24 protein-coding genes and 2 pseudogenes are annotated in these 25875 nt (G+C 73.8%); 13 read left to right on the forward strand and 13 right to left on the reverse strand.

What is annotated here, in order from left to right; all coding sequences use genetic code 11:
* Positions 1-2: 2 nt before the first annotated feature.
* Together ACE7GA_RS10225 and ACE7GA_RS10230 are read left to right on the forward strand one after the other, a co-directional pair.
* Complete coding sequence (locus tag ACE7GA_RS10225) at positions 3-2522, forward strand: DNA translocase FtsK (protein ID WP_376099061.1); 2520 nt, start codon at positions 3-5, stop codon at positions 2520-2522.
* 5 nt (positions 2523-2527) lie between these two features.
* A complete protein-coding gene (locus ACE7GA_RS10230; RefSeq protein ID WP_376099063.1) occupies positions 2528-3130 on the forward strand; it encodes a hypothetical protein in 603 nt (200 codons plus the stop codon).
* Positions 3131-3245: 115 nt separating this feature from the next.
* On the opposite strand, the gene ACE7GA_RS10235 is transcribed toward ACE7GA_RS10230, so the two are convergent.
* Positions 3246-3932, reverse strand: coding sequence for a CatB-related O-acetyltransferase (locus ACE7GA_RS10235; protein WP_376099065.1), 687 nt, complete (start codon positions 3930-3932; stop codon positions 3246-3248).
* A 349-nt stretch (positions 3933-4281) separates the two neighbouring features.
* On the opposite strand from ACE7GA_RS10235, the gene ACE7GA_RS10240 reads away from it, so the two are divergent.
* Positions 4282-4509, forward strand: a complete 228-nt coding sequence (locus ACE7GA_RS10240; protein WP_376099067.1) for a hypothetical protein — start codon at positions 4282-4284, stop codon at positions 4507-4509.
* Positions 4467-4928: a hypothetical protein gene (locus ACE7GA_RS10245; RefSeq protein ID WP_376099069.1), complete on the forward strand. Its 462-nt coding sequence runs from the start codon at positions 4467-4469 to the stop codon at positions 4926-4928. The genes ACE7GA_RS10240 and ACE7GA_RS10245 overlap by 43 nt, the downstream gene beginning before the upstream one ends.
* A 163-nt stretch (positions 4929-5091) precedes the next feature.
* On the opposite strand, the gene ACE7GA_RS10250 is transcribed toward ACE7GA_RS10245, so the two are convergent.
* The 6 genes from ACE7GA_RS10250 to ACE7GA_RS10275 all read right to left on the reverse strand — a co-directional run bounded on the left by ACE7GA_RS10250 (position 5092) and on the right by ACE7GA_RS10275 (position 10073).
* Positions 5092-5835 (reverse strand): superoxide dismutase, encoded by a 744-nt coding sequence (locus ACE7GA_RS10250; protein WP_376099071.1) that lies wholly within the window; start codon positions 5833-5835, stop codon positions 5092-5094.
* A 74-nt stretch (positions 5836-5909) separates the two neighbouring features.
* A complete protein-coding gene (locus ACE7GA_RS10255) occupies positions 5910-6731 on the reverse strand; it encodes a hypothetical protein (protein ID WP_376099073.1) in 822 nt (273 codons plus the stop codon).
* Positions 6728-7018 carry an ABC transporter permease subunit gene (locus ACE7GA_RS10260; protein WP_376099075.1) on the reverse strand — a complete coding sequence of 97 codons (291 nt, stop codon included), beginning with the start codon at positions 7016-7018 and terminating at the stop codon, positions 6728-6730. The genes ACE7GA_RS10255 and ACE7GA_RS10260 overlap by 4 nt, the downstream gene beginning before the upstream one ends.
* 831 nt (positions 7019-7849) lie before the next feature.
* Complete coding sequence (locus ACE7GA_RS10265) at positions 7850-8905, reverse strand: extracellular solute-binding protein (protein WP_376099077.1); 1056 nt, start codon at positions 8903-8905, stop codon at positions 7850-7852.
* Positions 8902-9507, reverse strand: coding sequence for a TOBE domain-containing protein (locus ACE7GA_RS10270; protein ID WP_376099079.1), 606 nt, complete (start codon positions 9505-9507; stop codon positions 8902-8904). Before ACE7GA_RS10270 ends, ACE7GA_RS10265 begins: the two co-directional genes overlap by 4 nt.
* A complete protein-coding gene (locus ACE7GA_RS10275; protein ID WP_376099081.1) occupies positions 9420-10073 on the reverse strand; it encodes an ATP-binding cassette domain-containing protein in 654 nt (217 codons plus the stop codon). Before ACE7GA_RS10275 ends, ACE7GA_RS10270 begins: the two co-directional genes overlap by 88 nt.
* Positions 10074-10301: 228 nt before the next feature.
* Here ACE7GA_RS10275 and ACE7GA_RS10280 point away from each other — a divergent pair, with 228 nt between their 5' ends.
* A complete protein-coding gene (locus ACE7GA_RS10280) occupies positions 10302-11312 on the forward strand; it encodes an enoyl-CoA hydratase/isomerase family protein (protein ID WP_376099083.1) in 1011 nt (336 codons plus the stop codon).
* A gap of 80 nt (positions 11313-11392) precedes the next feature.
* Positions 11393-12343 (forward strand): hypothetical protein, encoded by a 951-nt coding sequence (locus ACE7GA_RS10285; RefSeq protein WP_376099085.1) that lies wholly within the window; start codon positions 11393-11395, stop codon positions 12341-12343.
* Here ACE7GA_RS10285 and ACE7GA_RS10290 read toward each other — a convergent pair whose 3' ends face one another.
* From ACE7GA_RS10290 to ACE7GA_RS10300, 3 genes are all read right to left on the reverse strand, one after another.
* Positions 12344-13810, reverse strand: coding sequence for a 2-dehydropantoate 2-reductase (locus tag ACE7GA_RS10290; protein WP_376099087.1), 1467 nt, complete (start codon positions 13808-13810; stop codon positions 12344-12346).
* A 36-nt stretch (positions 13811-13846) separates the two neighbouring features.
* Positions 13847-14410 carry a chalcone isomerase family protein gene (locus ACE7GA_RS10295; protein ID WP_376099089.1) on the reverse strand — a complete coding sequence of 188 codons (564 nt, stop codon included), beginning with the start codon at positions 14408-14410 and terminating at the stop codon, positions 13847-13849.
* Between the two features lie 609 nt (positions 14411-15019).
* Positions 15020-16003, reverse strand: a complete 984-nt coding sequence (locus ACE7GA_RS10300; protein ID WP_376099091.1) for a Bug family tripartite tricarboxylate transporter substrate binding protein — start codon at positions 16001-16003, stop codon at positions 15020-15022.
* 111 nt (positions 16004-16114) lie between these two features.
* On the opposite strand from ACE7GA_RS10300, the gene ACE7GA_RS10305 reads away from it, so the two are divergent.
* The 4 genes and pseudogenes from ACE7GA_RS10305 to ACE7GA_RS10320 all read left to right on the forward strand — a co-directional run bounded on the left by ACE7GA_RS10305 (position 16115) and on the right by ACE7GA_RS10320 (position 19270).
* On the forward strand, positions 16115-17029 hold the full coding sequence (locus ACE7GA_RS10305) for a dihydrodipicolinate synthase family protein (RefSeq protein ID WP_376099093.1): 915 nt from the start codon (positions 16115-16117) through the stop codon (positions 17027-17029).
* Positions 17020-18201, forward strand: a complete 1182-nt coding sequence (locus ACE7GA_RS10310) for a mandelate racemase/muconate lactonizing enzyme family protein (RefSeq protein WP_376099095.1) — start codon at positions 17020-17022, stop codon at positions 18199-18201. The genes ACE7GA_RS10305 and ACE7GA_RS10310 overlap by 10 nt, the downstream gene beginning before the upstream one ends.
* A 185-nt stretch (positions 18202-18386) precedes the next feature.
* Positions 18387-18950, forward strand: a pseudogene (locus tag ACE7GA_RS10315) (ABC transporter substrate-binding protein); the annotation flags it as partial.
* A 185-nt stretch (positions 18951-19135) separates the two neighbouring features.
* The gene (locus ACE7GA_RS10320; RefSeq protein WP_376099097.1) at positions 19136-19270 is read left to right on the forward strand and encodes a hypothetical protein; all 135 of its coding nucleotides are present in this window, start codon (positions 19136-19138) and stop codon (positions 19268-19270) included.
* A gap of 13 nt (positions 19271-19283) precedes the next feature.
* On the opposite strand, the gene ACE7GA_RS10325 is transcribed toward ACE7GA_RS10320, so the two are convergent.
* Together ACE7GA_RS10325 and phnD are read right to left on the reverse strand one after the other, a co-directional pair.
* Positions 19284-20432 carry an NADH:flavin oxidoreductase/NADH oxidase gene (locus tag ACE7GA_RS10325; protein ID WP_376099099.1) on the reverse strand — a complete coding sequence of 383 codons (1149 nt, stop codon included), beginning with the start codon at positions 20430-20432 and terminating at the stop codon, positions 19284-19286.
* A gap of 286 nt (positions 20433-20718) precedes the next feature.
* On the reverse strand, positions 20719-21678 hold the full coding sequence (gene phnD / locus ACE7GA_RS10330) for a phosphate/phosphite/phosphonate ABC transporter substrate-binding protein (protein WP_376099101.1): 960 nt from the start codon (positions 21676-21678) through the stop codon (positions 20719-20721).
* A gap of 46 nt (positions 21679-21724) precedes the next feature.
* On the opposite strand from phnD, the gene ACE7GA_RS10335 reads away from it, so the two are divergent.
* The 3 genes and pseudogenes from ACE7GA_RS10335 to ACE7GA_RS10345 form a co-directional block, all read left to right on the forward strand.
* The gene (locus ACE7GA_RS10335) at positions 21725-22669 is read left to right on the forward strand and encodes an HAD family hydrolase (protein ID WP_376100207.1); all 945 of its coding nucleotides are present in this window, start codon (positions 21725-21727) and stop codon (positions 22667-22669) included.
* Positions 22666-24156: a glycerol-3-phosphate dehydrogenase gene (gene glpD, locus ACE7GA_RS10340; RefSeq protein ID WP_376099103.1), complete on the forward strand. Its 1491-nt coding sequence runs from the start codon at positions 22666-22668 to the stop codon at positions 24154-24156. The genes ACE7GA_RS10335 and glpD overlap by 4 nt, the downstream gene beginning before the upstream one ends.
* A 146-nt stretch (positions 24157-24302) precedes the next feature.
* Positions 24303-24896, forward strand: a pseudogene (locus ACE7GA_RS10345) (trypsin-like serine peptidase); the annotation flags it as partial.
* 156 nt (positions 24897-25052) lie between these two features.
* On the opposite strand, the gene rsmA reads toward ACE7GA_RS10345, so the two are convergent.
* Positions 25053-25874: a 16S rRNA (adenine(1518)-N(6)/adenine(1519)-N(6))-dimethyltransferase RsmA gene (gene rsmA, locus ACE7GA_RS10350; RefSeq protein ID WP_376099105.1), complete on the reverse strand. Its 822-nt coding sequence runs from the start codon at positions 25872-25874 to the stop codon at positions 25053-25055.
* Position 25875 lies beyond the last annotated feature (1 nt).

Genomic DNA, 25875 nt, shown 5'->3' on the forward strand with positions numbered 1-25875 from the left:
GGATGCCGCGCGCCACCGCCGCCGTCGCCGAGCCATCACGCGGGCCGTCGGCGCGCGAATCCGTCGCGTCCCGATTCGCGTCGCCCGCCGTCCGCGCCGCCATGCGACGGCGCGGGGCGGAGATGGTGGGGATGGTCCTGGGCCTGCTGGGGCTCGCCGTCGTCGTCGCTCTCGCGACCTACAACCCGGCCGATCCGTCTCTGTCCACGGCCACCGCGAACCGGCCGACGAACCTCGCGGGGCCCTTCGGGGCCATCGTGTCGGATGCCCTGCTCCAGGGCTTTGGCTGGGCGGGCCTGCTGCCGGCGGCCTGCCTGCTGACCTGGGCGCTGCGCCTCGCGACGCATCGGGGGCTCTCGCCCTTCCCGCTGCGGCTGGCGGCGGTGCTGGCGGGGCTGCCGCTGCTGGCGGCGGCGCTGGCCGCGGCGCCGCTGCCGCCGCTGACGCCAGGGGCCAATCCGGGCGGGGCGATGGGGCCGCTGATGCGCGGCGTGCTGGAGGAATCCGCGGCGAAGGTCTTCGGGCCGCTCGGCACGCTGACGGCCAACCTGGCCTTGGCGGGGCTGTCGGCGCTGGCCTGCTACGTCGCGCTCGCCGTGCCGTTGGCGTCCTGGCGGCGGGCCGGGCGCGTGGCGGCGACGGGGGGCGTAGGATTGTTCGGGCGGCTGCGGGCGGCACGGGAACGGCGCGCGGCCCGGCGGGAGCGCCTGCGATCGCGGCGCGAGGATGGGCGCACGCCCGGCATCCTGTCGCGCACCGCGGGGTCCGTCGGCGGGCTGTTCCGGCGTCGCGCGGAACCCTCGCCGGAACTGGCGACGCTGCTGCGCAACGCCGACCGCGCGGCAGACGCGCAAGAAGTGCGCGCGCCGGTGGTGCGGGAGGCGCCGCGCCCGGCGGCCGAACCCGAATTGCCGCCGATCCCCTCCCCCATCGCGCCGCGCGTGGCGAAGCCCGTGGTCGCGAAGAAGCCGGCGCGTGCGCCGGAGCAGCCGGCCCTTGACCTCCAGGCCGAGGGCTTCCGGCTGCCGCCGCTCGCCCTCCTCAACCCCGCGCCGCCGCGTCGGGATTCCGGGCCGTCGGAGGAAAGCCTTCAGGCCAATGCACGGCTGCTGGAGTCGGTGCTGGAGGATTACGGCGTGCGCGGGCGGATCGCGGAGATCCGGCCGGGGCCGGTCGTGACCTTGTACGAGCTGGAGCCGGCACCGGGAACGAAGTCGGCGCGGGTCATCGGGCTGGCCGACGACATCGCGCGGTCCATGTCCGTCATGGCGGTGCGCATCGCCGTCGTGCCCGGCCGCAACGTCATCGGCATCGAGCTGCCGAACGCGAAGCGGGAGATGGTCTACTTCTCCGAGATGATGGGGTCCGACGATTGGGCGCGGAATACCCACAAGCTGCCGCTGGCGCTGGGCAAGGACATTGGCGGCGGGCCGGTCTTCGCGGACCTGGCGAAGATGCCGCACCTTCTGATCGCGGGCACCACCGGATCGGGCAAGTCGGTGGGGATCAACACGATGATCCTCTCCCTCCTCTACCGTTTCGGGCCGGAGGAGTGCCGCTTCATCATGATCGATCCGAAGATGCTGGAACTGTCGGTCTATGACCGCATCCCGCACCTGCTGGCGCCCGTGGTGACGGAGCCGCCGAAGGCGATCGGCGCGCTGAAGTGGACGGTGCGGGAGATGGAGCGCCGCTACCGCGCGATGTCCCAGCTCGGCGTCCGCAACATCGGCGGTTACAACGAGCGCGTGGTCGCCGCCCGGCAGAAGGGCGAGGTCCTGTCGCGGCGCGTGCAGACCGGCTTCGACCCGGAGACGGGCAAGCCCGTCTTCGAGGACCAGCCGCTGGCGCTGGAGCCGCTGCCGATGATCGTCGTCGTCATCGACGAGATGGCGGACCTGATGATCGTGGCGGGCAAGGAGATCGAGGCGGCGGTGCAGCGCCTCGCGCAGATGGCGCGCGCGGCTGGCATCCACGTGATCATGGCGACGCAGCGTCCCTCGGTGGACGTCATCACCGGCACGATCAAGGCGAACTTCCCGACCCGCATTTCCTTCGCCGTCACGTCGAAGATCGACAGCCGCACGATCCTCGGAGAGCAGGGGGCGGAGCAGCTGCTGGGCCAGGGCGACATGCTGCACATGGCCGGCGGCGGGCGCGTGAACCGCGTGCACGGCCCCTTCGTGTCGGACGAGGAGGTCGAGCACGTCGTGAACTTCCTGCGGGAGCAGGGCGAGCCGAACTACGTGGACGAGGTGACGGAGGTCGACGACGACGGCGGCGATTCCGGCCCGGTCATGCAGGCCTTCGGCGGCGAGGGCATGGGCGAGCGCGGGCTCTACGAACAGGCGGTCGCGCTGGTGTCGCGGGAGGGCAAGGCCAGCACCTCCTTCGTCCAGCGGCACCTCAACATCGGGTACAACCGCGCGGCCAAGCTGATCGAGCAGATGGAGAAGGACGGGATCGTCGGGCCGGCGAACCACGTCGGCAAGCGCGACGTGCTGCGCGCCGCGGAGGACTGACCGCCGTGCGCGCCGTCGTCGCCGTCCTGCTCCTGTTGGCCGTCCCTGCCGCCGCACAGGACCAGCGTCCTCGCTTCTTCCCCACGCGCGACGCCGCCGTGACCTACCGCGTCAGCAGCCCCGCGACGGCCGGCACGGACGGCGACGTGCTCCGCATCGCCTACCTCGCGGCGGAGCGGAAGCAGCGGATGGACACCGCGCCCGGCGCCTGGACGGTCATCGAGCGCGCCACGAACGTCGGCGTGCGCATCGACGACGGATCGCGCACCGCCCTGCGCGTGCCGCTCAATCCCGCGATGATGGCGCAGTTCGAACCGGCCGAGCACGCCGCCCTGACCCGCGGGCGGGAGGAGCGGATCGCCGGGACCCCCTGCACCACCTGGGCCTATCGCAGCGCCGAGGGCAACGGCCGCTTCTGCGTCACGCCCGAGGGCCTGCCTCTGCGGATGGAGGCAACGATCGGCGAGCAGACCATCCGCGCCGAGGCGACGGAGATCAGCCTCGCGCCGCAGGACCCCGCGCGTCCGCGTGCCGTCCGGCTACCAGGTGAGGGAGGCCGTGCCGCCGCGGGGACGCACTCAGCCACGCTGAAACGCAGAACCCGGTGAGGGATGGCGATCCGCGCCGGCGAAGTTTGGAAGGTACAATCGGCGGGCCGAGACCGGGCCATGGCGGCGAGGGATCGGCCGCCGGGGCCTTGCGCGATGTGCCCGGGGTCAGCGGTCATGCGTTCCGCCCCGCATCGTCGGAAGTCGGTTCCGCAGGCACGGCGGCATCGTCGTCGCGCTTCAGCCGCCACTCGCGCAACAGCGTACGAACGGCGGTGATGAGAGGTTGCGGGTCCTCGCTCATCAGCAGCGGCGCGAGCGGGCGAATGTCCTCGATCGGCAGGTCCCACCACTTGATGCGTAGGAGTGCTGCACGAGCCTTCTCGTCGAAACGATTCCTGATCTTGCGAGCGGGCTGCCCAGCCCAGATTTCGTAGGGCCCAACATCACGCGTGACGACGGATCGGTGCCCGATCACCGCGCCGTCCCCGATCCTCACACCAGAAAGGATCGACACTTCCGAGGCGAGCCAGACGTCGTTCCCGATGTGGATGGGGCCGCGGGAACGCGGGTGTCCCCCAAGCTTGCGGACCTCCGGCCATTCACGCCCAAACAGTACGTTGAACGGATAGGTGGTGACGAACTTGGTATTGTGGTCGTGGCAGAGGAACAGTGTCACCCCGTTCGAGATCGAGCAGAACCGGCCGATGGTAAAGATATTCTCGGCCGCGAGAGCCGGAGCCAGACCGGTCACCTTGATGGGCCCGTAACTGTACTCGCCTATGAACCCGCCAAGTCTTTCCCAGGCCGCGTGCAGTTCGGGTGGGCAGCTCTTCTGGAAAAGGTCACGGGCCTGGCGCATGCGTCCGCCGTCTCCACGGTATCCTCTGACTGATGCAGCGTCGAACACGACGGCGTCCTCGTCCAGGCTAGGCATTCCTGGAGGTGTCCACGGCACGTGAGATTCCTTTCGGCTCTCCTGTGGCAGGTCGCTCCGCTTTTCGGCTTCCACCGAGGTGACCTGGCTGACACAGGCGTGACAACGCCCGGCTTGCGTCGGCAAGCAGGCAGTCGTTCCCTCTCTCCCCAGTCGTCTCGCGGCGGGCCATTTGTGGCCGCAGAGCAAGTTTGTTTTCTCCCCCTGATCTGGTTCGCTGGTTTGGGATGCATGCTCTCCCGACCAAGACGGGATCCGACGAAAGGCATCGCCGATGCAGAGCTTCACCCGCGCCGCGCTCGCCGCCGCGCTCACCCTCGCCGCCGCCGCGCCGGCCATGGCGCAGGAGCGGCCCGCCAACATCTTCCCGACGCGCGACGTCGTGCTGAACTACCGCCTGCTCGGCGCGGCGCCGCCGCAGGGGGCGCGCAGGGCGGCGGGGCCCCGCCGGAGATCGGCATGGCCTACCTCGCCGCCGAGCGGAAGCTGCGGGTGGACATGAGCGCCGTGATCCCCGGCATGAACGCCTGGGGCCTGACCGACCTCGCCACCGGCCGGTCCGACGTCGTCATGGAGAACCTGCGGGCCGTCATGACCAACCCCGGCGGGGCGGACCTCGCGCGTGGCCTGCGTCTCGCGGAGAACGCGCGGATGACGCGCGCGGACACCGCGACCATCGCCGGCGTGCGCTGCACGAACTGGCGCTGGGAGAGCGAGGGGCAGCGCGGCACCTCCTGCCTGACGGATGACGGCGTCATGCTGCGCTCCGCCAACGAGCGCGGGGAGGGGATGGAGGCCACGCGCGTGACCTACGCGGCGCAGGACGCGTCGCGGTTCCGCGTGCCGGCGGGATACCAGCAGATGGACATGCAGCAGATGGGCCGCGCACTCGGCGCGATGCCGCCGGCCCAGCGGCGGTAGGCGGGATCGGCGCCGGGGAAGGCGAAGCCCGCCCCGTCATGCTGGCCCGCGTCGGTCCCAATCCAGTGCGTGGTGCGCCGGATGTCCCGGGTGGAGGGCGTTGCCCTCCTCCCGGAGCCACCCGGCGCACCACGGACCGCGTCAGGATCAACGCGGCCTCGTATCAGACCCCGAGCGTCCCCGCCTTCGCCGCGGCGTAGCGCTGCCCGACCTTCTCCCAGTTCACGACGTTCCACCAGTTCGCGAGGTATTCCGGACGCCGGTTCTGGTACTTCAGGTAGTAGGCGTGTTCCCACACGTCGTTGCCGAACAGCACGCGCGTCCCGTCGAACAGCGGGTTGTCCTGGTTCGGCCGCGTCGCGATCGCGAGCTTGCCGTCGCGCCCGACCGTCACGAACACCCAGCCCGATCCGAAGACCCGCGCGCCCGCCGCGTTGAAGTCCGTCTTCATCTTGTCGAAGCCGCCGAGGTCGTTCTGGATCGCCGTCGCGACCTCGCCGGAGGGCGTGCCGCCGCGGCCATTCATCACCTCCCAGAACATCGTGTGGTTCGCGTGCCCGCCGCCGGAGTTGCGGATGGTGGCGCGCACGGCCTCCGGCAGCTCCCCCATCTTCGACAGCAGGTCGGGCACTGGCATCGTCCCGATCTGCGGGTACTCCCGCGCCGCGGCGTTCAGGTTGGTGATGAAGGCCTGGTGATGCCGCGTGTGGTGCAGCTCCATCGTCTGCGCGTCGATGTGCGGCTCCATCGCGTTGTAGGCATAGCCCAGCGGCGGCAGCGCGAACGGTCCCTGCTGGGCCGGCGCCGCCGCGCCCTGGGCCGCGGCGCGGCGCGGTTCGGCGAAGGCCAGGGCCGCGAGGGCCGCGCCGGCGCCCAGGGCGGCACGGCGGGTGGGGGTGGGGGTCATCGAGCGGTTCCTCTCATGTCGGGCCGCGCCGGGTCTCCCGCGACGACAGGCCTGCCTTCGTTACGCGGCACAGATCAACTCGGATGCTTCCCGGCGCGCGCAATCCCGTGAGGAGCGGTCGCGGCCCGGCGCAGGGGATGTTCAGGACGCGCCGGATCGCGTCGGCCGTGGGGCTCCCGTCCCGCGGTACCGGCCCCGCGCCGGCGCAGCGCGAGCACGAAGCACAGGCAAGCGACGCCGGCCGGAAGCAGCGCGAGCAGCGCGGCGAGGGCGACGCCCGGCAGAGCCTCCGGCCCCGCAGCATCGCGCAGCCAATCCGGCAACGCGGCCGGCAGCCCGCGCCAGCCCGGCGGACCGATCCGCGCCGCGACCGTCGCCTGCCCCGCTGCAGCCGCGCCGCCGAGCGCCGCGCCGATCGCGGCCCCGCGGGCCAGCCGCGGCAGGAGGAGGCGCCGCAGGATCAGCCCCGGCGTTGCCCCGGCCAGGGCGGCGACGCGGAGTTCCACCTCCGCCACCCCGCGGATGGCGAGCCAGCCCGCCAGCGTGACCGGCCCGGCGGCCAGCAGCGCCCCAGCGAGGATCACGCCCGCTGCACCGCCCCCCGCGCGCCCCACGACGGGCGCGACGGCCAGCGCCAGCACCTCCGCCGGCACGAGCCAGGGCAGCGCCAGGAGGGCGAGGACGATCCCCCGCCCCCGAGGCCCAGCCGTTCGCAAGGCCAGCCCCGCGGGCAGGCCGACCGCCAGGGCCAGCGCGGCGGAGGCGACGGCAACGCCCATGCCACGCGCGAGGGCCGCGACGGCCTCGGCCGGAAGCGGGAGGCCCGCCGCGGCCACCAGCCCGCCCACCGGCGCCAGGACCAGCGCCAGGGCGGGCAGGGCGAGGACCCACCTCATCCCCCCCGGCGCCCCGCGAGCAGCCACGCCGCCCCTGCGGCGGCCGCCAGCACGGCGAGCAGCAGCACGGAGGTCGCGGCCGAGAGCCCGGGGTCGCCCGCCACCCAGGCATGCCGCGCGATCCGCTCCGCCAGCCCCGGCGCCGACGAGAGGAGGGAGGGCGCGAGCGACTCCCCGGCCGAGAGCCCGAAGACCGCGGCCGCCCCCGCCCAGAAGGCGCGCCGGGCGGAAGGCCAGAGGACCCGGCGGAAGATCCGCCACCCCGATGCGCCGAGCGACCGCGCCACGCCCCGGACCTCCGGCGGGACGGCGCAGCGCCGCCGCGAGGGGCAGGACGAGCGCGGGCAGGAAGGCGGCCGCCGCCGCAAGCGCCCCCGCCCCCGCCCCCGGCAGCCTCGGCCATCCCTGGAGGATGAACCACCACCCGACGCCCCGCACCGCCTCGCCCCCGAGGAACGGCAGCAGGGTCAGGGCAGCCAGCCCCGCGGCGATCCCGGGCGGCGCGGCCGCGATCAGCAGGGACAGCGGCACGCCGAGCAGCACGGCCAGGGCCGTCGCCGCCGCCGCCCGCCGCAGCGTCCGCCAGAGGGAGGGACGGTGCATCGCCTCCTCGGCCGGTATCGCCCGCACCGCCCCGTCCGCGCCCTGCCGCAGGTCGAGCGCCGCGAGCAGGTGCGCCGCCGCGGCCGGCCCCGTCGCCGCGCGGATCGCCGCCCAGGACTCCGCCCGCCCCCAGGCGGGATGGGCCAGCAGCACCGAAGCGGCGGGCGGCACGAGGCTGTCCGACAGCCGCCGCGCCGTCTCCGGCAGGGCCGCGCGGAGTTCCGGTGCGGCCTCCGCCAGGCGCCGTGCGGCCCGCGCGACCGCTGCCGCCCCGCCGTCGCGCATCGGGGCGAGACGCAGGTCCTCCGCCAGCGCGGCGTAGGCGTCGTCCTCCGGCAGCCCCCGGCCGTCCCAGGCCGCGAGCGTCGCGGTGGTGCGCGGCAGGATGGCCGCGACGTCCCGCTCCGCCACGGCGTTCCACAGGAAACGCCCCATGGGCCAGGCGAAGCCGGCCGCCAGCAGCCCCAGCAGCGGGAGCAGCAGCAGCAGCCCTCGCAGGGGCTTCGGCGAGGGGTTCAACGCGCCAGCCAGGCCTCGAAGCGGCGGGACAGCCGGTCGCCGTGCCGCGCCCAGAACGCGTCGTCCATCCCCAGCCCCTCGGCCGCGCGTTCCGGCGCGTCCGGCAACGTGGCGCGCAGGTCCGCGGGCAACGCTTCCAGCGCCGCGCGCGCCGTGACGGCATAGGGAATGCGCGGCGGCAGCGCCGCCTGCACAGCCGGGTCTGCGGCGAAGCGCAGGAATTCCAGGGCCCGGTCCCGGTTCGGGGATTGGCGCGCGAGCGCCCAGTAGTCCATCGCCCGGATCGCCCCGCGCCACACCGTCCCGAAGTCCCGCCCCGCGTCGCGGTTGGCGACGGCGACGCGCCCGCTGTAAGCGACGGCCATGACGACCTCGCCCGCGGCGAGTTGCCGCTGCGGCGCCGAGCCGCGCTCCCACCATGCCAGCCAGTCGCGGATGGACTCCAGCCGCCGGAAGGCGCGGTCCGTTCCCGCGCCCGTCGCGAGTTCGCCGTACACCGCGGCGGGCGGCACGCCGTCACCCATCAGCGCGATCTCCAGCGTGCTCTTGGCCGAACGCCGCATGGCCCGGCGCCCGGGGAACCGGGAGAGGTCGAAGAAATCGCCCCAGCCGACCGGCGCCCCGGGCATCGCCGCCCGGTCGAAGGACAGGGTGAAGGCGTAGGTCGCAGCCCCCAGGCCGCAGGGCTGGACGGCGCCGGGCACGAAGCGATCGGTGCCGCCGAAGGCCGCGGGGTCGAGCCGCTCGAACAGCCCTTCCTCGCAGCCCAGGGCGAGCTCGTCGCCCTCCACCACCACGACGTCCCAGGACGCGACGCCCGCCGCGAGCCGCGTGCGGAGCGCGCCGAGACCGCCATCCCAGGTCTCCTCCAGCAGCCGGACGCCGGCCCGTTGCTGGAAGGGGCGGAAGAACACCTCCCGCTGCGCCTCCTGGTAGGCGCCGCCCCAGGACACGATCGTCAGGTCCCGCACCGCCTGCGCGCGGGCACCCGCCGCCGTGCCGAAGGAGGGGAGCAGGAGGGCGGGCAGGGCCCGGCGCGGGACGCGGTTCATTCCGGCAGCACCCGCGCGGTCCCGGCATCCCAGGCCACCGCCGCCTCGCCGCCCGGTTGCGGCAGCGGCAGGTGCGCGGGGCGGCGCGCCAGGATCTCCGTCCCGTCCTCCAGCCGCAGCCGCAGCCGCGCCTCCGCACCCGCGAAGGCCGCGTCGAGCAGCACGGCGGGCACGGCGTCCTCCCCCATCTCCTCGGCGGAGAGGGCGGCGACGGCCACGTCCTCCGGCCGGATGAGCAGGATCGCGCGCGCCCCCGGCGCGAGGTCGCCGACCGGCTGCCCGATCGCCTCCAGCCCGCCATCGAGGCGCAGGACGCAGGAATCGTCGTCGCGGGACGAGACGGTGCCGGGCAGCAGGTTCGCCTCCCCCGACAGTGCGGCGACCACGGCATCCGCCGGGGCGTCGTAGAGCGCCCGGGGCGTCCCGACCTGCCGCACCCGGCCCGCCTCCATTACCGCCACGCGGTCCGACAGCGCGAAGGCCACCGCCGGATCGCGCGTGGCATGCAGGACGGTCAGGCCCAGTTCACGCAGCGCGCGCCGCAGGGCCGGCGCCCGCGCCGCCGCGTCGGGCAGGCCGCCCAGCGGGTCATCGAGCAGCACGGCTTCCGGCCCGTGCACCGTCGCCCGGGCGACGCGACCGCCAGCGCGTCCTCCGCCGGCAGGTCGGCGGGACGCGCGCCCGGCGCGTCGCGGAAGCCGAACCGCGCCAGCGCCTCCGCGGCTCGCCTTTCCCGCTCGGCCCGGCCGATGCCGCGCGCTTCCAGCGGGAAGGCCGCGTTCTCCAGCGCCGTCAGGCGGGGAAAGAGGGCGAGGGGACGCGGCACCAGGCCCATGCTCCGCTCGGCCGGCGGCAGGTGGCCCAGCACCTGCCCGCCGAGCGCCAGCCGCCCGCGATCCGCCGCGACGAAACCCGCGAGGAGATGCAGGCAGGCCGTCTTGCCCGCGCCCGCCGGGCCGAGGAGCGACACGATCTCCCCGCGCCCGACCGAGAGGTCCAGCCATTCGATCGCGGGCGGGGCGGCCCGGCCCCACCGCCCGCCGGCCGGCGTGAACGCCACGCCTTCGAGGACCAGGTGCGGCTTCGGCGCGCTGCGCGCGGACCGTGCCGGGGCCGCCTTGTCGAAGACGGTCCCCTCGGTCCCGAAGGCGAGGAAGCTGCGCGCCACGGCCCTGCCTGCCCCTCCGGTCCGGTTCGGTGAAGGGCGAGGCTTCGCGACCCGGGCGCGGCCTGTCAACGGTGCCGGGCAACGGTGGCGCGCGATGGTGGTGGCCAACGGCGGTGCGGCAACGCCGGTACGGACCCATCCTGCCGTCGCCGCGCGGCGGGGTGGCCACGGCGCTTCCGCCCCGCCCCGATCTGCCCTAGCCACGCGGGCGCAGCACCGGAGGGGCGGATGGATTCGTCGGAGCAGAGCGTGGTCGCGCGCATCGAAGGCCGCGCCGGCACGATCCTCATGAACCGCCCGCGTGCCCTGAACGCCCTGGACCAGCCGATGATCGACGCGATGGCCGAGGCCGCCGCGCGCTTCCGCGACGACCCCGCCGTGTCGCTGGTGGTGCTGGAGGGCGCGGGCGGCCGCGCCTTCTGCGCCGGCGGCGACGTGCGCGCCATACGCGACGCCGCGGTCGCCGGCGACGCCACGACGATCGAGCGTTTCTTCACGAGCGAGTACGGGCTGAACCGTGCCATCGCCGAATACGCGAAGCCCTGGGTGTCGCTCATCGACGGCGTGTGCATGGGCGGCGGCATCGGCGTCTCGGTTCACGGCTCGCACCGCGTGGTGACGGAATCCGCGCTGCTCGCGATGCCCGAGACGGCGATCGCGCTGTTTCCGGACGTCGGCACGTCCTACGTCCTGCCGCGGCTGCCCGGTGGTGTCGGCATGTGGCTCGCGCTGACCGGCGCGCGGCTGCGCGGGGCGGAGGCGGTGGAGGCGGGCATGGTGACCCACTTCGTCCCGAAGGGCCGCCTGCCCGAACTCCGCGCCGCGCTGCTGGACGGCGATGCCGGCGCCGTGGACCGCCTCGCCGCCCCTGTCCCGCCTGGCCCGGTCACCGCGAACCGCGACGCCATCGACCGGATCTTCGCGGGTGTCACCGTGCCTGCAATCCTCGGCGCCCTCGACGCGGAGGGGACGGAATGGGCGGCCGCCCAGGCCGCGACGATCCGGCGCATGTCGCCGACCTCCCTCGCCGTCACCCATGAACTGCTGCGCCGCGGCGCGACGATGGACCTGCCGGCCTGCCTTGAGATGGAACGCGGCCTGACCCGCGCCGTGACGCGCCACCCCGACTTCGCGGAGGGCGTGCGCGCCGTCGTCGTGGACAAGGACAACGCCCCGCGCTGGTCGCCCGCGCGGCTGGAGGAGGTGTCGGAGCGCGACGTGGCCGCGATGTTCGGCTGAACGTCCGTCGCGCGGGGGCATAGGCGTGCCGCAGAGGGCCAGCCTATCCTAGAGCCGGAACGACCGGAACCGTGCGGATGATGCGCCTTCTCGCCTTGATCCTCCTGCTCGCCGGCACGGGAACGGGCGCGGCCCAGGCCCCGGATTGCCCGCCCGGCGCGAACCGGGACCTCTGCGCCGCGGAACGCGGCCTGCGCGGTGCCGCCGCCGCGCTCGCGACCGTCACCCCGCGCCACGTCACCGCCGCGCAGCGCACAGCCTCCGCCCTCGCCGCCCTGCCGGGGGAGGACGAGGCCGACCGCATCGCCCGCCTGACCGGCGAGGCCGAGGACATGGCTGAGGCTGCCCGCATGGACCGCGCCGTCCGGACCGCCGGCCGGCGGTCCGGCTGCCGCGAGGGCCCGCGCGCCTGCGTGCCGCATCCGCCGGGCATCCCGCGCCCGGCGGATTGGGAGACGCGCTGCTTCTCCGCCGCCCTCTCCGGCTGCCGCGTCGCCGCCGCGGGGATCCTGAACGGGGAAGGGAGCACCGGACGCCTGCTGTTCCAGGTTCAGGCCGGACGCACGGAGAGGGATGGCCTCCGCGCGGGAATCGTCCTGCTCTCGCCCGCCCAGAACGGAACCTGGGCGCCCCTGGCCTGGGCCTTCGAGGGCGCAGCCTACGAGGCACCGCGCCTCGTCGAGGGCGATGACGGCCCGCTCCTCCTCATCCCCGGCCGCCGCGGCGGTTCCACGGGCGGCAACGCCGAACTCCTGTACCGCCGCACGCCGGGCGGCTGGCGGGACGTCGGACTGGACGGGTGGCAATCCGACCTCGCCGCGCGCCTCCCCGCCGGGCTCGAGCTCCGCGGGCCCGTGGATTACGACATGCGCCGCCTCACCGCCCGCACCCGGCTCTGGCGCGACGGCGACGCGAATTGCTGCGCAACCGGCGGCTGGGCGACGCTGCGCTTCCGGCTGGACGGCGACGCGCTGCGACTGGAGGAGGTGCGGCTCGACGAGGCGCGGGTCGGGTTCGAGGCCTCGCGCTGATCAGCCGCGCTCCAGCCCCTCGCTCAGCAGCCGCGCCAGGCCGAAGACGGCGCGGGTGAACGGAACGTCCTCGCCCACGGCGTCGGCGATCTCGACGACCGCGCCGAGCAACGCGCCGATCTCCAGCGGCCGCCCGGCCTCCGTGTCCTGCAGCATGGAGGTCCGGAACGCGCCGAGGCGCGCGGCGATCGCCAGCCGCTCCTCGGTGGTGGAGTTGATCCGCAGCCCGAAGCGCGCGGCGACGGCCCCCGCCTCCTCCATCATCCGCCCGCAGAGGCGACGCACCTCCGGATCGGCCCCGATCCGGTCGCCTGATGCGCGCGTCAGGGCGGAGATCGGGTTGAAGGAAAGGTTGCCCCAGAGCTTGTACCAGACCTCGTAGCGCAGGTCGGAGGCGACCTCCGCCTCAAACCCCGCGCGTGCCAGCAGGTCGCGCACCGGCCCCGCATCCGGCCCCGCATCCGGCCCGTCCGGCGTCGCCGTGCCGAGGACCAGCCGGTTGGCCGCCGTGCGCCGGACGAAGCCCGGGGCCGGATTGCTCGCCGCGAGGTGGACGACGCAGCCCACGACCTGCCCCGGCGGCAGATGCGCCGTGACGACGCCGCCCGGATCCACCGCTTCCAGCCGCCGACCCTCCAGCGCACCGCCGTAGTCCGCGAAGAACCACCAGGGCACGCCGTTCAGCATCGGCACGAGCACCGTGCCCCGGTGGATCATCGGCGCGAGGGAGGGCGCCAGCGCGGGCAACGCGCCGGCCTTCGTGCACAGGAAGACCACGTCCTGCGGTCCGAGGGCAGCGGGATCGTCCGACGCGTCCACCGCCACCGTGCGGACCTGGCCGTCGCCGTCATCCAGTCGCAGCCCGTCGCGGCGGATCGCCCCCAGCGTCGCCCCGCGCGCGAGCGCACGCACCTGCCCCGGCCTGATCGCCGCGATCCGCGCGGCAACCAGCCCGCCGACCGATCCCGGACCGACGATGCAGATACGTCCCTGTGCTTCCGCCACGCCTGTCACCCGCCCCCGAGATGGGGAGGTGATGCCGCGGAATCCCCGGCACGCCAAGCCGCGCCTACTCGCCCCCGTCCGCCCGAACCAGACGCCCAGCAGAACGCCGGCCGTCACCACCAGCAGCCCGCCATTGACGACGACCAGCAGCGCGCGGGGGATCTGCCGCACGTCGGACCGCCGCGGCGAATCATGGCCCGGATGCAGGTTCCGCCACACTGCCGCGACGAAGCAGAACCCGGCGAAGAGCACGAGGAGCGTCGCGTTGAACAGGATGAGCCATTCCGGGATCACCCCGCCGAGCGTCGTCTTGGCCCCGACGCCGCCGACCAGCGCGACCAAGCCCGTGCGCACCCAGGCCGCGTAGGTGCGCTCCGCCGCCAGCACGGTACGGTCGGCGGCGTAGAGCACGCGCGGGTCGTCCGAATTCTCGGGGGAACTCTCGGGGGAACTCTCGGGCATGGCGGGGGCGAACGCGCCGCCGCGCGCCCGGTTGGTTCAGGACAGGCCCAGCAACCCGCGCCGCAGCCCGTCGCTCGGCGCGTCAGCGCCGATGAAGTAGGCGAGCAGCCGCGGCGCGTCGGCCGCCGGCACCCGCGCCGGTGCCTCGTTGCCGTAGCGGACCTCGGCGCCCGCCGGCGTGAAGAGCCAAGTCTCCACCTCCCCCTCCCGCAGGTCGCGGAAGCGCGCGCGGAAGTCGGGCGGGACGGCGCAGCCGCAATGGGTGGCGAAGGCTTCCTCCCAGGTCGAGACGAGGCGTCCCCGGTCCACGTCGCGGAGATACACGAGCCGCAGCAGTTTCGGTTCCGGCGAGGCGATGATCCGCGCCGCATCGCTCTCCCGCGCAACGAGGTAGAGGTATCCGCGGAACACCTGGAACCCGAAGAAGCGCCGCACGCCCGTGCCGTTCAGGACGAGGCGCCGGCTCGCGGCCTCGGCGAAGGGCTCCTGCGCCCGGGCGGGCGAGGCCAGGAGGGCGGCGAGGATCGCGCGACGCGCGAGACGTGATGGGCCGCGCGCGGCGATGCCGTCCGGCCGTCCCGACACGATGCTCCGGTCCATGCGCGCTCTCATCCTCCCCGCCCTCGTCCTGGCGAGCGTCCTGCCGAACCCGGCCGGCGCACAGGCCGGGGTGGCGGCGCGGGCCCAGGCCTGCAACGGGGCCGCGGACGCGCCCCGGCCGCTCGAACGCCCCGACAACCTCGCACGGAACGCCCGCGCCGGTCAGCCGTCGTCACGCCGCGTACCGGACTTCGCCGATTTCCCCACCGGCCGCGACGCCGCCGGCGCGCAACGCGCCCGTGGTCCTCCGCACGCCGCAGGAGATGATGTTCCGCACCCGGCTGCACGACGCGGCGGCGCAGGCCCCGAACTTCGCGGGACACTACGTCGTCGTGACCTGGGGCTGCGGCTCGGGGTACGTCATGGGGGCGGCGGTGAACACGCGGAACGGTCGGGTCACCTTCCTGCCCGCCACGGTTCAGACCCCCCATCGACGAGGAGCCGGCGCCGGGCGGGCCGGTCGAGCTCCGTCGGGACAGCCGCCTGCTGATCCTGAACGGCCTCCGGAACGAGGACGACGACAACGGCGCCCACGCCTACCGCATCGAGGGCGACCGCTTCGTCCACCTCCGCGGCGTGCCGCGACCGCGTGCGGGACGGTAGCGGCCGTCAATCGACGACGATGTTCGCCTCGCGCGCCAGCGCGCGGAACGATTCGAGCTCCCGCTGCATGAAGGCCGTGAACTCCGCGGGATTTGCATGCTCGGGCAGGTCGAGGAACAGGCCCCTGTAGCGTTCCGCCGTCTCCGGCAGCGCGAGGAAGCGTGCGGCCTCGGCGGCCAGCCGCCCGATCACCGGCGCAGGGGTTCCCGTCGGGGCCGCGAAGCCGTGCCAGGACGCGAGCTCCGCGCCGGGATAGGTCTCGTTCAGCGCGGGCAGGTCGGGGTAGTCGGGCAGGCGACGCGGCGCCGTGGTCGCCAGCGCGCGGATGCGCCCTTCCCGGATCAGTTGTCCCGTCGTCGCGGCGACGTCGAGCGACGCGTCGATCGTGCCGGCCGTCAGCGCCTGGAGAAGCGGCCCGCCGCCGTTGAAGGGGATATGCGTCATCCGGATCCCCGCCTTCTGCATGAACAATTCCATTCCGAGATGCAGCGAAGAGCCGACGCCGGACGACCCGTAGTTGATCTCCTCCGGCCGCACGCGCGCCGCAGCGACGAGGTCCTGGATGGTCCGCACCTGCGGCAGGCGCTGCGGGTTCACCAGCACGATCGCCGGCGTGACCGCGAGGTTCGCGACGGGCGCGAAATCATCCACGGGCCGGTAGGGCAGGGGCTGGCGCCGCACCGCCGGCAGGATGGCGTTGGCTGCGATGTTGATCAGCCCGATCGTGGCCCCGTCCGGCGCGGCTTTCGCCAGCGCGTCCACGCCGATGGAGGACCCCGCGCCGCCCCGGTTCTCCACGACGAAGGGCCGCCCGAAGGCCGTGCCGAAATGCGCGGCGAGCATCCGGCCCACCAGGTCCGCCGCGCCGCCCGGCGGGAAGGGCACGATGAGCCGCACGGGCCGGTCGGGCCAGTTTGCCTGGGCGAGAGCGGGCTTTGCGAGGAGGGCGGCGCCGGCGGCTAGCAGGCCGCGGCGGGTGGCATGTCGCATGGGCGGGATTCCTCCGGGGCGGGTCGCGCCGCCCGCCTTTACGGGGCAGTCTGCGGACGCCGCGCGCCGCGTGACAAGACAAGGCGCGGCGAGACGGGGGAACGGACGCGCATGACCGCATCGCTGCACGGGGTCTTCCCCGTCCTGCCGACCCCCTTCGGCCCGGACGGCGCGCCGGACGGGGCCGCCTTCCCCCGGCTGATCGACTTCGCGGTCGGTGCCGGCGTGCAGGGCGTGGTCTTTCCGGGCATGGCGAGCGAGGTCGAGACCCTTTTACCCGAGGAGCGCGCCGGATTGGTCGCCGCCCTCGGCCGCCACCTCGCGGGCCGGCTCCCCTTCATCGTCGGCGCCTCCGACGCCGATCCTGCCCGCGCCGCCGCCCGCGCGCGGGAAGGTCGTGAAGCGGGGGCCGCCGCCGCCATGGTCATGGCCCCGCCCGCCGCGGGGCAGGACACCGCGAAGCAGGCCGCCTACTTCGCCGCGGTCGCGGAGGGCGTGCCGGGCCTGTCGATCATGCTGCAGAACGCCCCGCCCCCGAACGGCGCAGGCCTTTCGCCCGACGCCGTCGCCGAAATCTGCCGCGCCGTCCCCGCCATCCGGTTCGTGAAGGAGGAGACGCTGCCCTGCGGCCAGAACGTCACGCGCATCCTCGCCGCGGCACCGCACCTGGACGGCGTCCTCGGCGGCGCCGGCGCGCGCTTCGTGCTGGACGAACTGGCCCGGGGCGCCTGCGGCACCATGCCCGCGCTGGAGATCGCCGACGCCCATGCGGACCTCTGGCGCGCCTGGCAGTCCGGCGACCGCGCGACGGCCCGCCGCATCTATGACGCGACCCTGCCCCTGCTGGTGTACCAGATGACCTTCCGCGTCCGCGCGACGAAGGAAGTCCTGCGCCGCCGCGGCCTGCTGGACAGCGCCGATGCCCGCGCCGCGGGACCGAAGCCCGACGCAATGGACCTGGAGGAGATCGGCCACCTCCTCGCCACCGCCCGCCCTGTCCTTCGGGATCCGCTTCCGTGTCCCTGAAAGCGAACAACGACGCCATCGAGCGGATCGAAACCTTCGTCATCCAGATCCCGCGCGACACGCCCTATCTCGGCCCATTGCGCGCGGGGGAGGCGGTGAACCGCGCGGGCTACGTCGTCCGCCGCGGTAACCGCACGATCTATCCGGTGACCGATCGCTCCCTGCTGCTGCGTATCACCACCCGCGACGGCATCACCGGCTGGGGCGAGACCTACGGCATCGTCGCCCCCGGCGCCGTGCGCGAACTCATCGCCGACGTCGTCGCGCCGATCCTGGAAGGCCACGACCCCACCGCCCCCGCCGCGATCCACGACGAGCTCTACGACCTCATGCGCGTCCGCGGCTACTTCGGCGGCTTCTGGCTCGACGCGCTGGCCGCGGTGGACATCGCGCTCTGGGACATCCTGGGCAAGCGCCTCGGCGTGCCGGTGTCCACGCTCCTCGGCGGACGGCGGCACGACACGATCCCCGCCTACGTCTCCGGCCTCCCCGCCGCCACGCTTCCCGAACGCTGCGACCTCGCCCGCCACTGGATCGCCCAGGGCTTCCCCGCCGTGAAGTTCGCCGCCGTCGTCGCCGATGATGGCGCGGAGGCAGAGATCGCCGCCCTTCGCCGCGCCCTCGGCGAGGGACCGCGCATCATGGCCGACCTGCACTGGAAGAACACGGCGCCGGAGGCCATCCGCCTGATCCGCCGCATGGAACCGCATGGCCTCACCTTCGCCGAGGCTCCCTGCGCGCCGGAGGACATCGAGGGCGTCGCCCTTGTCGCACGCAGCGTCGGCGTCCCCGTCGCGCTCGGCGAGGAACTCCGCACCGCCCATGAATGGCTGCCGCGCTTCGAACGGCGCTGCATGGGCATCGCGCAGCCCGAGATGGGCCGCACCGGCATCACCGAATTCGCCCGCATCGGTAGCCTCTGCGACGCCTTCCACGTCGCCGTTGCCCCTCACGCGACGATCGGCGTCGGTGTTTTCCTGGCAGCTTCCCTGCAGGTCGCGAGCACGCTGTCCCGCACGACCTGGCACGAATACCAGCACTCCGTCTTCGATCGCGGCCGCGCCTTCGTCACCGGCGACATGGACTGCCGCGCGGGACATTGGACCGTGCCGACCGGCGCTGGCCTGGGAGTGGAGCCGACGGAGGCGGTCCTGGCGCACGCCCTACCCTGACCGGCACGCGCCTTGCCTGCCCCGGGGCGCATCACGGAGGCCACGCCATGTTCCCGACCCGCCGCGCCGTCCTGGCCGCCACCGCGACGCTCGCCGCCCCGCGCATCCTCCGCGCGCAGGATCTGACCCGCGTCCGGCTCGTCCTCAACTTCAGCGTGGATGGCTCCACCGCGCCCTTCTACTTCATGCGGGAACGCGGCTACTTCCGCGACCAGGGGCTGGACGTGCAGATCGACCCCTCCGGCGGGTCGGGCGACGCCATCTCCCGCGTCGCGTCCGGGACCTACCAGTTCGGCATGGGCGACATCTCCACCCTCACCGAATTCGCGGTGCGCCAGCCCGACGCGGCGCCGCGCGCCGTCATGGTGATCCAGAACCGGTCGCCGCAAAGCGTGATCAGCCTCAAGTCGGCCGGCATCACGTCCCCGAAGGACCTGGAAGGCAAGGTCATCGGCAACGGCGCGGCCGACGCCGCGTCACGCATGTTCCCCGCCTTCCTGCGGCTGAACAGCGTGGACGAGGCGAAGGTCACGCGTCGCCAGGTCACCGCGCAGCTGCGCGACCAGATGCTGTTGACGCGCCAGGTCGCCGGCGTCACGGGCTTCGACTACACGACCTGGTTCAACATCAAGGCCAACGGCGCGCGGCTGGAGGACGTGTCCTTCCTGCACTACGCCGACCACGGCCTCGACTCCTACGGCAACTCCATCCTCGCGGGGCAGCCGATCCTGCGCGACAACCCCGATGCGGTGCGCCGGTTCCTGCTGGCGGCGGCGCGCGGGTGGCGGGAGGCCGCGGCGAATCCCGCAGCGCCCGCCGCGGTCATCGCCGCGCAATCCTCCCTCATCGACGCGTCGCTGGAAGCGGATCGCCTGTCCTGGCTCGCCAATCGCCAGATCCTGACGCCGGCCGCCCGCGCGCGGGCATCGGCGACGTGGAACCCGCCCGGCTCCTCGCCACCATCGCCAACACCGCGACCGGCTTTGGCCTTTCCCGCACCCCGCCGACCGAGGAAATCTACGACGGCCGCTTCCTACCCCCGCAGGATGCGCGGATGCCCGTCGCGTGACCCGGCCCGCGGCCTACTCCGCCGCCTCGGCCTCCGTCGGAGAGAGGCGGCGCACCTCCTCCCGCCGCCGCAGCCACCAGGCATAGGGCTTCGGCAGCAGGTCCAGCCCGTCCAGCCCGAGTTCCGCCGCGGCGTGGGCCGGCCAGTTCGGGTCCCACATCAGCTCCCGCGCCAGCGCGACGAGGTCGCAGCGCCCTTCCGCTACATAGGCATTGGCCTGCGTGGCGTCCGTGATCAGCCCCACGGCCATCGTCGGCATCCCCGCCTCCCGCCGGGCCCGTTCCGCGAAGGGCACGTGGTAGCCCGGCACGCGCGGCACGATGGACAGCGTCAGCGGCCCCTCGATCCCGCCGGAGGAGCAGTCCAGCACGTCCACGCCGCGCGCCGCCAACTCCACGGCCAGGGCGACCGTGTCGTCCATCGTCCACCCCGCGCCGTCCACGGCGGAGACGCGGAAGAACAGCGGCCGGTCCGCCGGCCAGGCCGCGCGTACCGCCTCCGCCAGCTCCAGCGCGAAGCGCATGCGCCCGCGACGGTCGCCGCCATACCCGTCCGTCCGCCGGTTCACGACGGGCGAGAGGAACTGCTGCACGATGTAGCCATGCGCGCCATGGATCTCGACCACCTCGAACCCCGCCTCGCCGCAGCGGCGCACCGCGTCCACGTGCAGGGCGATGACCTTGCGGATGTCGTCCGCATCCATCTCCCGCGGCACCGGCCCGCCCGGCTTTACCGGCACCGCGCTCGGCGCGATGCCCTGCCACGGCACCCGCCCGCCCGCCGCATCCGCCTCGGTCAGCGACGCAAACCCCTCCCAGGGCGCCTTCGTCGAGACCTTCCGCCCCGCATGTCCCAGCTGGATGCCCGCCAGCGCCCCGTTCGCGCGCAGGAAGTCCGTGATCCGCCGCCAGCCCCGGACCTGCGCCTCCGTCTCGATCGCCGGGTCGTCGTAGGTCTTGCGGGACGTCATGGAGACCGACGTCTCCTCACAGAACACCAGCGCCGCCCCACCCAGCGCAAACTTCCCGAGGTGCACCAGGTGCCAGTCCGTCGGCGCGCCCTCCACCGCCGCGTATTGCGACATCGGCGACACCACGATCCGGTTCTTCAGCGTGAACCCCCGGATCGCCATCGGCGTGAACAGCGCGGGGATCTGGGGCATCAGGGCGGCTCCGTCGGAAATCTGAGGGGTTTCGCGGGCGGCCTTGGAGGAAGGGCCTTGCCCTCCCTCCAAACCTCCCAGCCACCAGGAGGCTAGCCTCCTGGACCTCAATCTATGGGGATGCCCTGGTTTGAGAGGTGGCCGCTATGCGGCGCAAGCGCGCATGCAGACCACCTCTCAAACAAAGGCGTTCAGGAGAACAGGGTGCAGGGGACAAGTCCCCTGGCGGATAGAGGTCCGGAGGAAGGCAGCGCCTTCCTCCGGGGCCACCGGCGCAACCGCCCGCTCAGTTCCGACGACGCCGTTCCGTCGCCTCCGTCCGGCGCATGTCCACGAAGACCGCGTAGTCCTCGTGCCGCGTGGGCGCCCAGCCGATGGCGCTGCCGCGTTCGACCGCGCGGTGGATGTCCGGGTGGCTGGTGGGCAGCGCCAGGTGGAAGTCCACCATGTCCTTCTTGAACGATGCCGGCGTGTCGCTGCGCACGACGACCGGCCCGTTCTGGATGGGGCGGGACCGCCAGAGGATGCGCAGGTCGCGCATGTTCAGCAGGCCCTTGTCCACCATCGCCCGCAGGTTGCCGCGCGTGTAGCCCTGCGATTCCTCGCCCTGGCCGGAGGTCCAGGTGACGCCGGCGTCGTACTGGCGCTGCAGCACGGCGACGACGGCCTGCTCGTGCCCGCCCGCGAAGCCCGTGCGGCTGAAATAGGCGTCGGGGTTGATGCCGGCCGCCCGCAACTCGGCGCGAGGGATGAGGTAGCCGGAGGCCGAGTTCGGATCGGCCCAGGCCATGGACTTGCCGCGCAGCCCCTCGAGCGAGGTGATGCTCGAATCCGCCCGCACATAGAGCACTGCGATGTAGGACGTGGACCCGTCCGCTTCCTTCGTCACGAGGATCGGCTCGACGCCGCCATTGGTGTCCATCCAGACGCCTGCATAGGCAGCCGGCGACATGTTCGACAGTTCAAGCGTCTTCGCCGCGAAGGCCTGCTGCACCCCGGCGTAGTCCGAGGAGAAGAAGAGCCGGCAGGGCACGCCGAAGGTGCTCTCGAACAGCGCGCGGTACCCGTCGTAGCGGCCGAGGCGGTCGCCCTCGTTCTCGCCGCCGAGGACGCCGATGCGGATCTGCTGGACCTGCGCCGCCCAGTCGCGCCGGCCGGCGGCGGGCATGGCCGGCGCCTGGGCCTGTGCCTGGGCCGCGACGGGCAGGAGGGCGGAGGCGGCGAGGAGGGCGCGACGGCGAATCATGCGGGGGGACTCCGGAGCGGACGTTTATGACGATCAGGTGACACGGATGGCCCCATCGTGGGAAGCGCCGTTGCGCGCCTGGCCGCACCTGCCCATCCTGATCTCTCGCAGGTCACCGAAGGGACGGTGCGCCGGGGATCGCTGCGCCAGTGCCGGGAACCACGCCTCCGATGCCGCCCCCCGCCCCCTCTCCGATGCGCCGCTCGCCGCGCTCGCCGCGCTGCGCTGGGTGCTGACCGACATAGACGACACGCTGACCGAAGCGGGCCGCCTCCCCTCCGCGACGCTGGCCGCCATGGAAGCCCTCGCCGAGGCGGGGATCGAGGTCGTACCCGTCACCGGCCGCCCTGCCGGCTGGTGCGACGCGATCGCCCGCCAATGGCCCGTCGCCGCTGTCGTCGGGGAGAACGGCGCGCTGTGGTACGCCGAGGACCGGCGTGCCCGCCCCATGCTCCGCTGGCAGGCCCAGCCGGAGGCCACGCGCCTGGCCGACCGCGCCCGCCTGATGGCGCTCGCCGAGGCCGCGATCGCCGCCGTTCCCGGCGCCCGCATGGCCGCCGACCAGCCCTTCCGCCTGTTCGACGCCGCCGTCGACTTCGCCGAGGATGCGGGACCGCTCGATCGTGACGCTGCCGCCCGCGTCGCGGAGGTCTTCCGGAACGGTGGCGCACAAGCAAGGATCTCCTCCATCCACGTCAACGCCTGGTTCGGCGACTGGGACAAGCTGTCCGGCATCGCGTCCCTCTTCGCCGCGCGCTTCCGCCCGCTGGATGCCGTGCTGGACCGCGTGGCCTTCGTCGGCGACAGCCCGAACGACGCGCCGATGTTCGGTGCCATCCCCTTCTCGGTCGGCGTCGCCAACGCCGTGCCGTTCCTGCCGATGATGGAAGCGCAGCCCGCCTACCTCACCCGCGCCGCGGGCGGCGCTGGCTTCGCCGAATTGGCAGGGGCCGTTCTTGCCGCGCGCACCGCGGCACGGATCCCCGCGTGACCGATACCGACCTCCTCGTCATCGGCGGGGGCGCCAACGGCTGCGGCATCGCGCGCGACGCGCAGGGCCGCGGCCTCCGCGTTACGCTCGTGGAGCGCGGCGACCTGGCCGAAGCCACGTCCTCCTCCTCCTCCAAGCTGATCCATGGCGGCCTGCGCTACCTCGAATACTACGAGTTCCGCCTCGTCCGCGAAGCGCTCGCGGAGCGCGAGGTCCTGCTCTCCATCGCCCCGCATATCGTCTGGCCGCTGCGCTTCGTCCTGCCGCACCGCCCGGAGATGCGCCCGCGCCTGATGATCCGCGCCGGCCTCTTCCTCTACGACCACCTGGCCCGCCGGAAGTCCCTCCCGGGCAGCGAGGCGCTGGACTTCCGCACCGCTCCCCAGGGCGCGCCGCTCAACCCGCACCTGACCAACGGTTTTGCTTACTCCGACTGCTGGGTCGAAGACTCCCGCCTCGTCCTGCTGAACGCCCGTGACGCCGCCCTGCGCGGCGCGACGGTGCTGACGCGCACCTCCTTCGTCTCGGCCCATCGCGGCGCGGACCACTGGACCGTCACCCTCCGCGCCGCCGACGGCACCGAACGGACCCTCACCGCCCGCGCCATCGCCAATGCCGCGGGGCCCTGGGTCATGGCCGCGACCGACGCCACGGGCACGACGGTGCAGGGCCGCGTCCGCCTCATCCGCGGCTCCCACATCGTCGTCCCCGCGATCTACGAGGGCGAGTGGGCCTACACCTTCCAGAACGACGATCGCCGCGTCGTCTTCGCCATCCCGTACGAGGAACGTTTCACCCTTATCGGCACGACCGACGTGCCGCACGACCCGGACGCCGGCCCCCCGACCTGCACGCCGGACGAAGCCGCCTATCTCTGCCAGGCCGTGGACCGCCAGTTCCGCCGCCAGATCACGCCGGACGACATCGCCTGGACCTATTCCGGCGTCCGCCCGCTGCACGACGACGGCTCCGACAATCCCTCCGCCGTCACGCGGGACTACACGCTCGCGCTGGACACCCGGGGCCCGCCGCTGCTGACCGTCCTAGGCGGCAAGATCACGACCTACCGCAAGCTCGCCGAGGATGCGGTGGACCAGGTCGGCCGCGCCCTCGGCCGCCCCGGCACGTCCTGGACCGGCACGGCGGCGTTGCCCGGCGGCGACCTCGGCGGCCTCTCCCGCGATGCCTTCCACGAGGAGATGGGGCGCAAGCACCCCTGGCTCCCCCGTGACCTCCTGAACCGTCTCGTCCGCACCCATGGCGGCGAACTGGACCGCGTCCTCGACGGCGCGCGGTCGCTGGACGATCTCGGCGGCGACCTCGGCGGTGGCATCACCGCGCGTGAACTCGCCTGGATGCGCGAGCACGAATGGGTGGCGACGCCCGACGACGTCCTCTGGCGCCGCACCAAGCGCGGCCTGCACATGGCGCCCGTTGAGCGGGAGCGGTTCGCCGAACACTTCGCGATGACGGCAACCAGGGCCTAGCGACCATCCGCGCCGGGCGGAACCGCTCGGATCGGCGAAGCCGCTCTCCAGATCGCATGTCAGAGCCCTTGCGGGCGGTGAAGTCGGCCTCAAGCGGGTCTAGCCGGCGCTTCCCGCCGCGTCGGGGGCGCGCGATGCTGGCCGCCATGCGCGTCCTCGCCGTGCTCCTCGCGACGCTTCTCACCTGCCCGGTGGCAGCGCAGCCCACGGCCACGGACCTGCCGCGTCCCATCCCGCGCGCCGAGCGCCCCGGCCTCGGTCCCGACGACCCCCGTCGTCCCGCGGATACGGCCAGCCCGCCCTGGAACGCGCTGGGCCGCGTGCAGACCGAGGTCGGGACCCGATGCACCGGCGCCCTCATCGGCCCGCGCCTCGTCCTCACCGCCGCGCATTGCCTGCTCGGCCCGGTGTCTGGCCGACCCGTTCAGCCCGCCTCCGTCCACTTCCTCCTCGGCTACTCCCAGGGCCGCTGGACCGCCGAGGCGCGCGCCGCATCCTACGTCACCGGTCCCGGCTTCGACGCCGCCACGCGCGGCCCCGCCGGCGCCGACTGGGCGCTCGTCACCCTGGCCACCGACCTCGCGCCGCGCGCCCGCCCGCTGGACCGGCTGCTTGACCTGCCCGAGCCGGGCACCCCGCTCCTCCTGGGCGGCTACCAGCAGGATCGGCCGGAGGTGCTGATAGCCGACGCATCCTGCCGCGCCCTCGGCTCCGCCCGCGACGCGACCGGCCTGCCGCTGCTGCGCCACGACTGCAACGCCACCCGCGGCGCCAGCGGCGCCCCAATCCTCGCACGCACGGCGGGGGTGCCTGGGCCGTCGCTGGCATCGCCTCCCGCTCCCTTCGCGGCGAGGCCGGCGGCGTCGCCGTCCCCGTCTCCGCCCTGCCGCGCTGACTCAGCGCGCCAGAAGCACCCGCGCCAGCCGCTCGAACTCCGCGACGCTCAGCGTCTCCGCGCGCCGCGTCCCCTCGATGCCCGCCGCCTCGAGCAGCGCGTCAGCCTGCCCGAGCGACTTCAGCGACCCCCGCAGCATCTTCCGCCGCTGCCCGAAGGCCGCCGCCGTCACCCGCTCCATCACCGCCGCCAGTGCCGGTTCCGGCTGCACCGCGTGCGGCACCAGCACCACCACCGCCGACCACACCTTCGGCGGCGGGGAGAAGGCGCCGGGCGGCAGCGACATCCCGACCGCGCAGGCGCAGCGCCACTGCGACACCACCGCGAGCCGCCCGTAATGCTCCGTGTCCGGCGCGGCGACGATACGCTCCGCGACCTCCTGCTGGAACATCAGCACCAGCCGCTCGAAGGCCCCCGCATCCCGCAGCCAGCCGATCAGCAGGGGCGTGCCGACATTGTAGGGAAGGTTCGCCACGACCTGCCGCGGCGCCGGCAGCAGGGCGGCCGCGTCCACCCGCAGCGCGTCGCCCTCGGTCACCGTCAGCCGCCCCGGATAGGCCGCCTCGACCTGCCGCAGCGCCGCGACCGCGCGCGGGTCCAGTTCCACCGCGTGCACCTGCGCCGCCCCGGCCTCGAGAAGCGCCCGCGTCAGTCCGCCCGGCCCCGGCCCGACCTCCAGCACGTGCCGCCCGGACAGGTCGCCCGCCAGCCGCGCCACCCGCGCGCAGATCGCGGGATCCAGCAGGAAGTGCTGCCCCAGCGCCTTCCGCGCCGCGAGCCCGTGGCGCTCGACGACCTCGCGAAGGCTGGGAAGTTCCGGCACG

This window comes from Roseomonas sp. CCTCC AB2023176, from assembly GCF_042259275.1.
In the GTDB taxonomy this organism is placed as follows: domain Bacteria; phylum Pseudomonadota; class Alphaproteobacteria; order Acetobacterales; family Acetobacteraceae; genus Roseomonas.

Excerpts from the sequence above, each read along its gene's own strand:
- ACE7GA_RS10255 (WP_376099073.1), bottom strand. The coding sequence starts at position 6,731 with ATGAGGTGGGTCCTCGCCCTGCCCGCCCTGGCGCTGGTCCTGGCGCCG.
- phnD (WP_376099101.1), bottom strand. The coding sequence starts at position 21,678 with ATGATTCGCCGTCGCGCCCTCCTCGCCGCCTCCGCCCTCCTGCCCGTC.
- ACE7GA_RS10250 (WP_376099071.1), bottom strand. The coding sequence starts at position 5,835 with ATGACCCCCACCCCCACCCGCCGTGCCGCCCTGGGCGCCGGCGCGGCC.
- ACE7GA_RS10235 (WP_376099065.1), bottom strand. The coding sequence starts at position 3,932 with ATGCGCCAGGCCCGTGACCTTTTCCAGAAGAGCTGCCCACCCGAACTG.
- ACE7GA_RS10285 (WP_376099085.1), top strand. The coding sequence starts at position 11,393 with ATGCGCCTTCTCGCCTTGATCCTCCTGCTCGCCGGCACGGGAACGGGC.
- ACE7GA_RS10280 (WP_376099083.1), top strand. The coding sequence starts at position 10,302 with ATGGATTCGTCGGAGCAGAGCGTGGTCGCGCGCATCGAAGGCCGCGCC.
- ACE7GA_RS10300 (WP_376099091.1), bottom strand. The coding sequence starts at position 16,003 with ATGCGACATGCCACCCGCCGCGGCCTGCTAGCCGCCGGCGCCGCCCTC.
- ACE7GA_RS10290 (WP_376099087.1), bottom strand. The coding sequence starts at position 13,810 with ATGCCCGAGAGTTCCCCCGAGAGTTCCCCCGAGAATTCGGACGACCCG.
- ACE7GA_RS10295 (WP_376099089.1), bottom strand. The coding sequence starts at position 14,410 with ATGGACCGGAGCATCGTGTCGGGACGGCCGGACGGCATCGCCGCGCGC.
- ACE7GA_RS10335 (WP_376100207.1), top strand. The coding sequence starts at position 21,725 with ATGGCCCCATCGTGGGAAGCGCCGTTGCGCGCCTGGCCGCACCTGCCC.
- ACE7GA_RS10305 (WP_376099093.1), top strand. The coding sequence starts at position 16,115 with ATGACCGCATCGCTGCACGGGGTCTTCCCCGTCCTGCCGACCCCCTTC.
- ACE7GA_RS10265 (WP_376099077.1), bottom strand. The coding sequence starts at position 8,905 with ATGAACCGCGTCCCGCGCCGGGCCCTGCCCGCCCTCCTGCTCCCCTCC.
- ACE7GA_RS10245 (WP_376099069.1), top strand. The coding sequence starts at position 4,467 with ATGGCCTACCTCGCCGCCGAGCGGAAGCTGCGGGTGGACATGAGCGCC.
- ACE7GA_RS10325 (WP_376099099.1), bottom strand. The coding sequence starts at position 20,432 with ATGCCCCAGATCCCCGCGCTGTTCACGCCGATGGCGATCCGGGGGTTC.
- ACE7GA_RS10225 (WP_376099061.1), top strand. The coding sequence starts at position 3 with ATGCCGCGCGCCACCGCCGCCGTCGCCGAGCCATCACGCGGGCCGTCG.
- ACE7GA_RS10240 (WP_376099067.1), top strand. The coding sequence starts at position 4,282 with ATGCAGAGCTTCACCCGCGCCGCGCTCGCCGCCGCGCTCACCCTCGCC.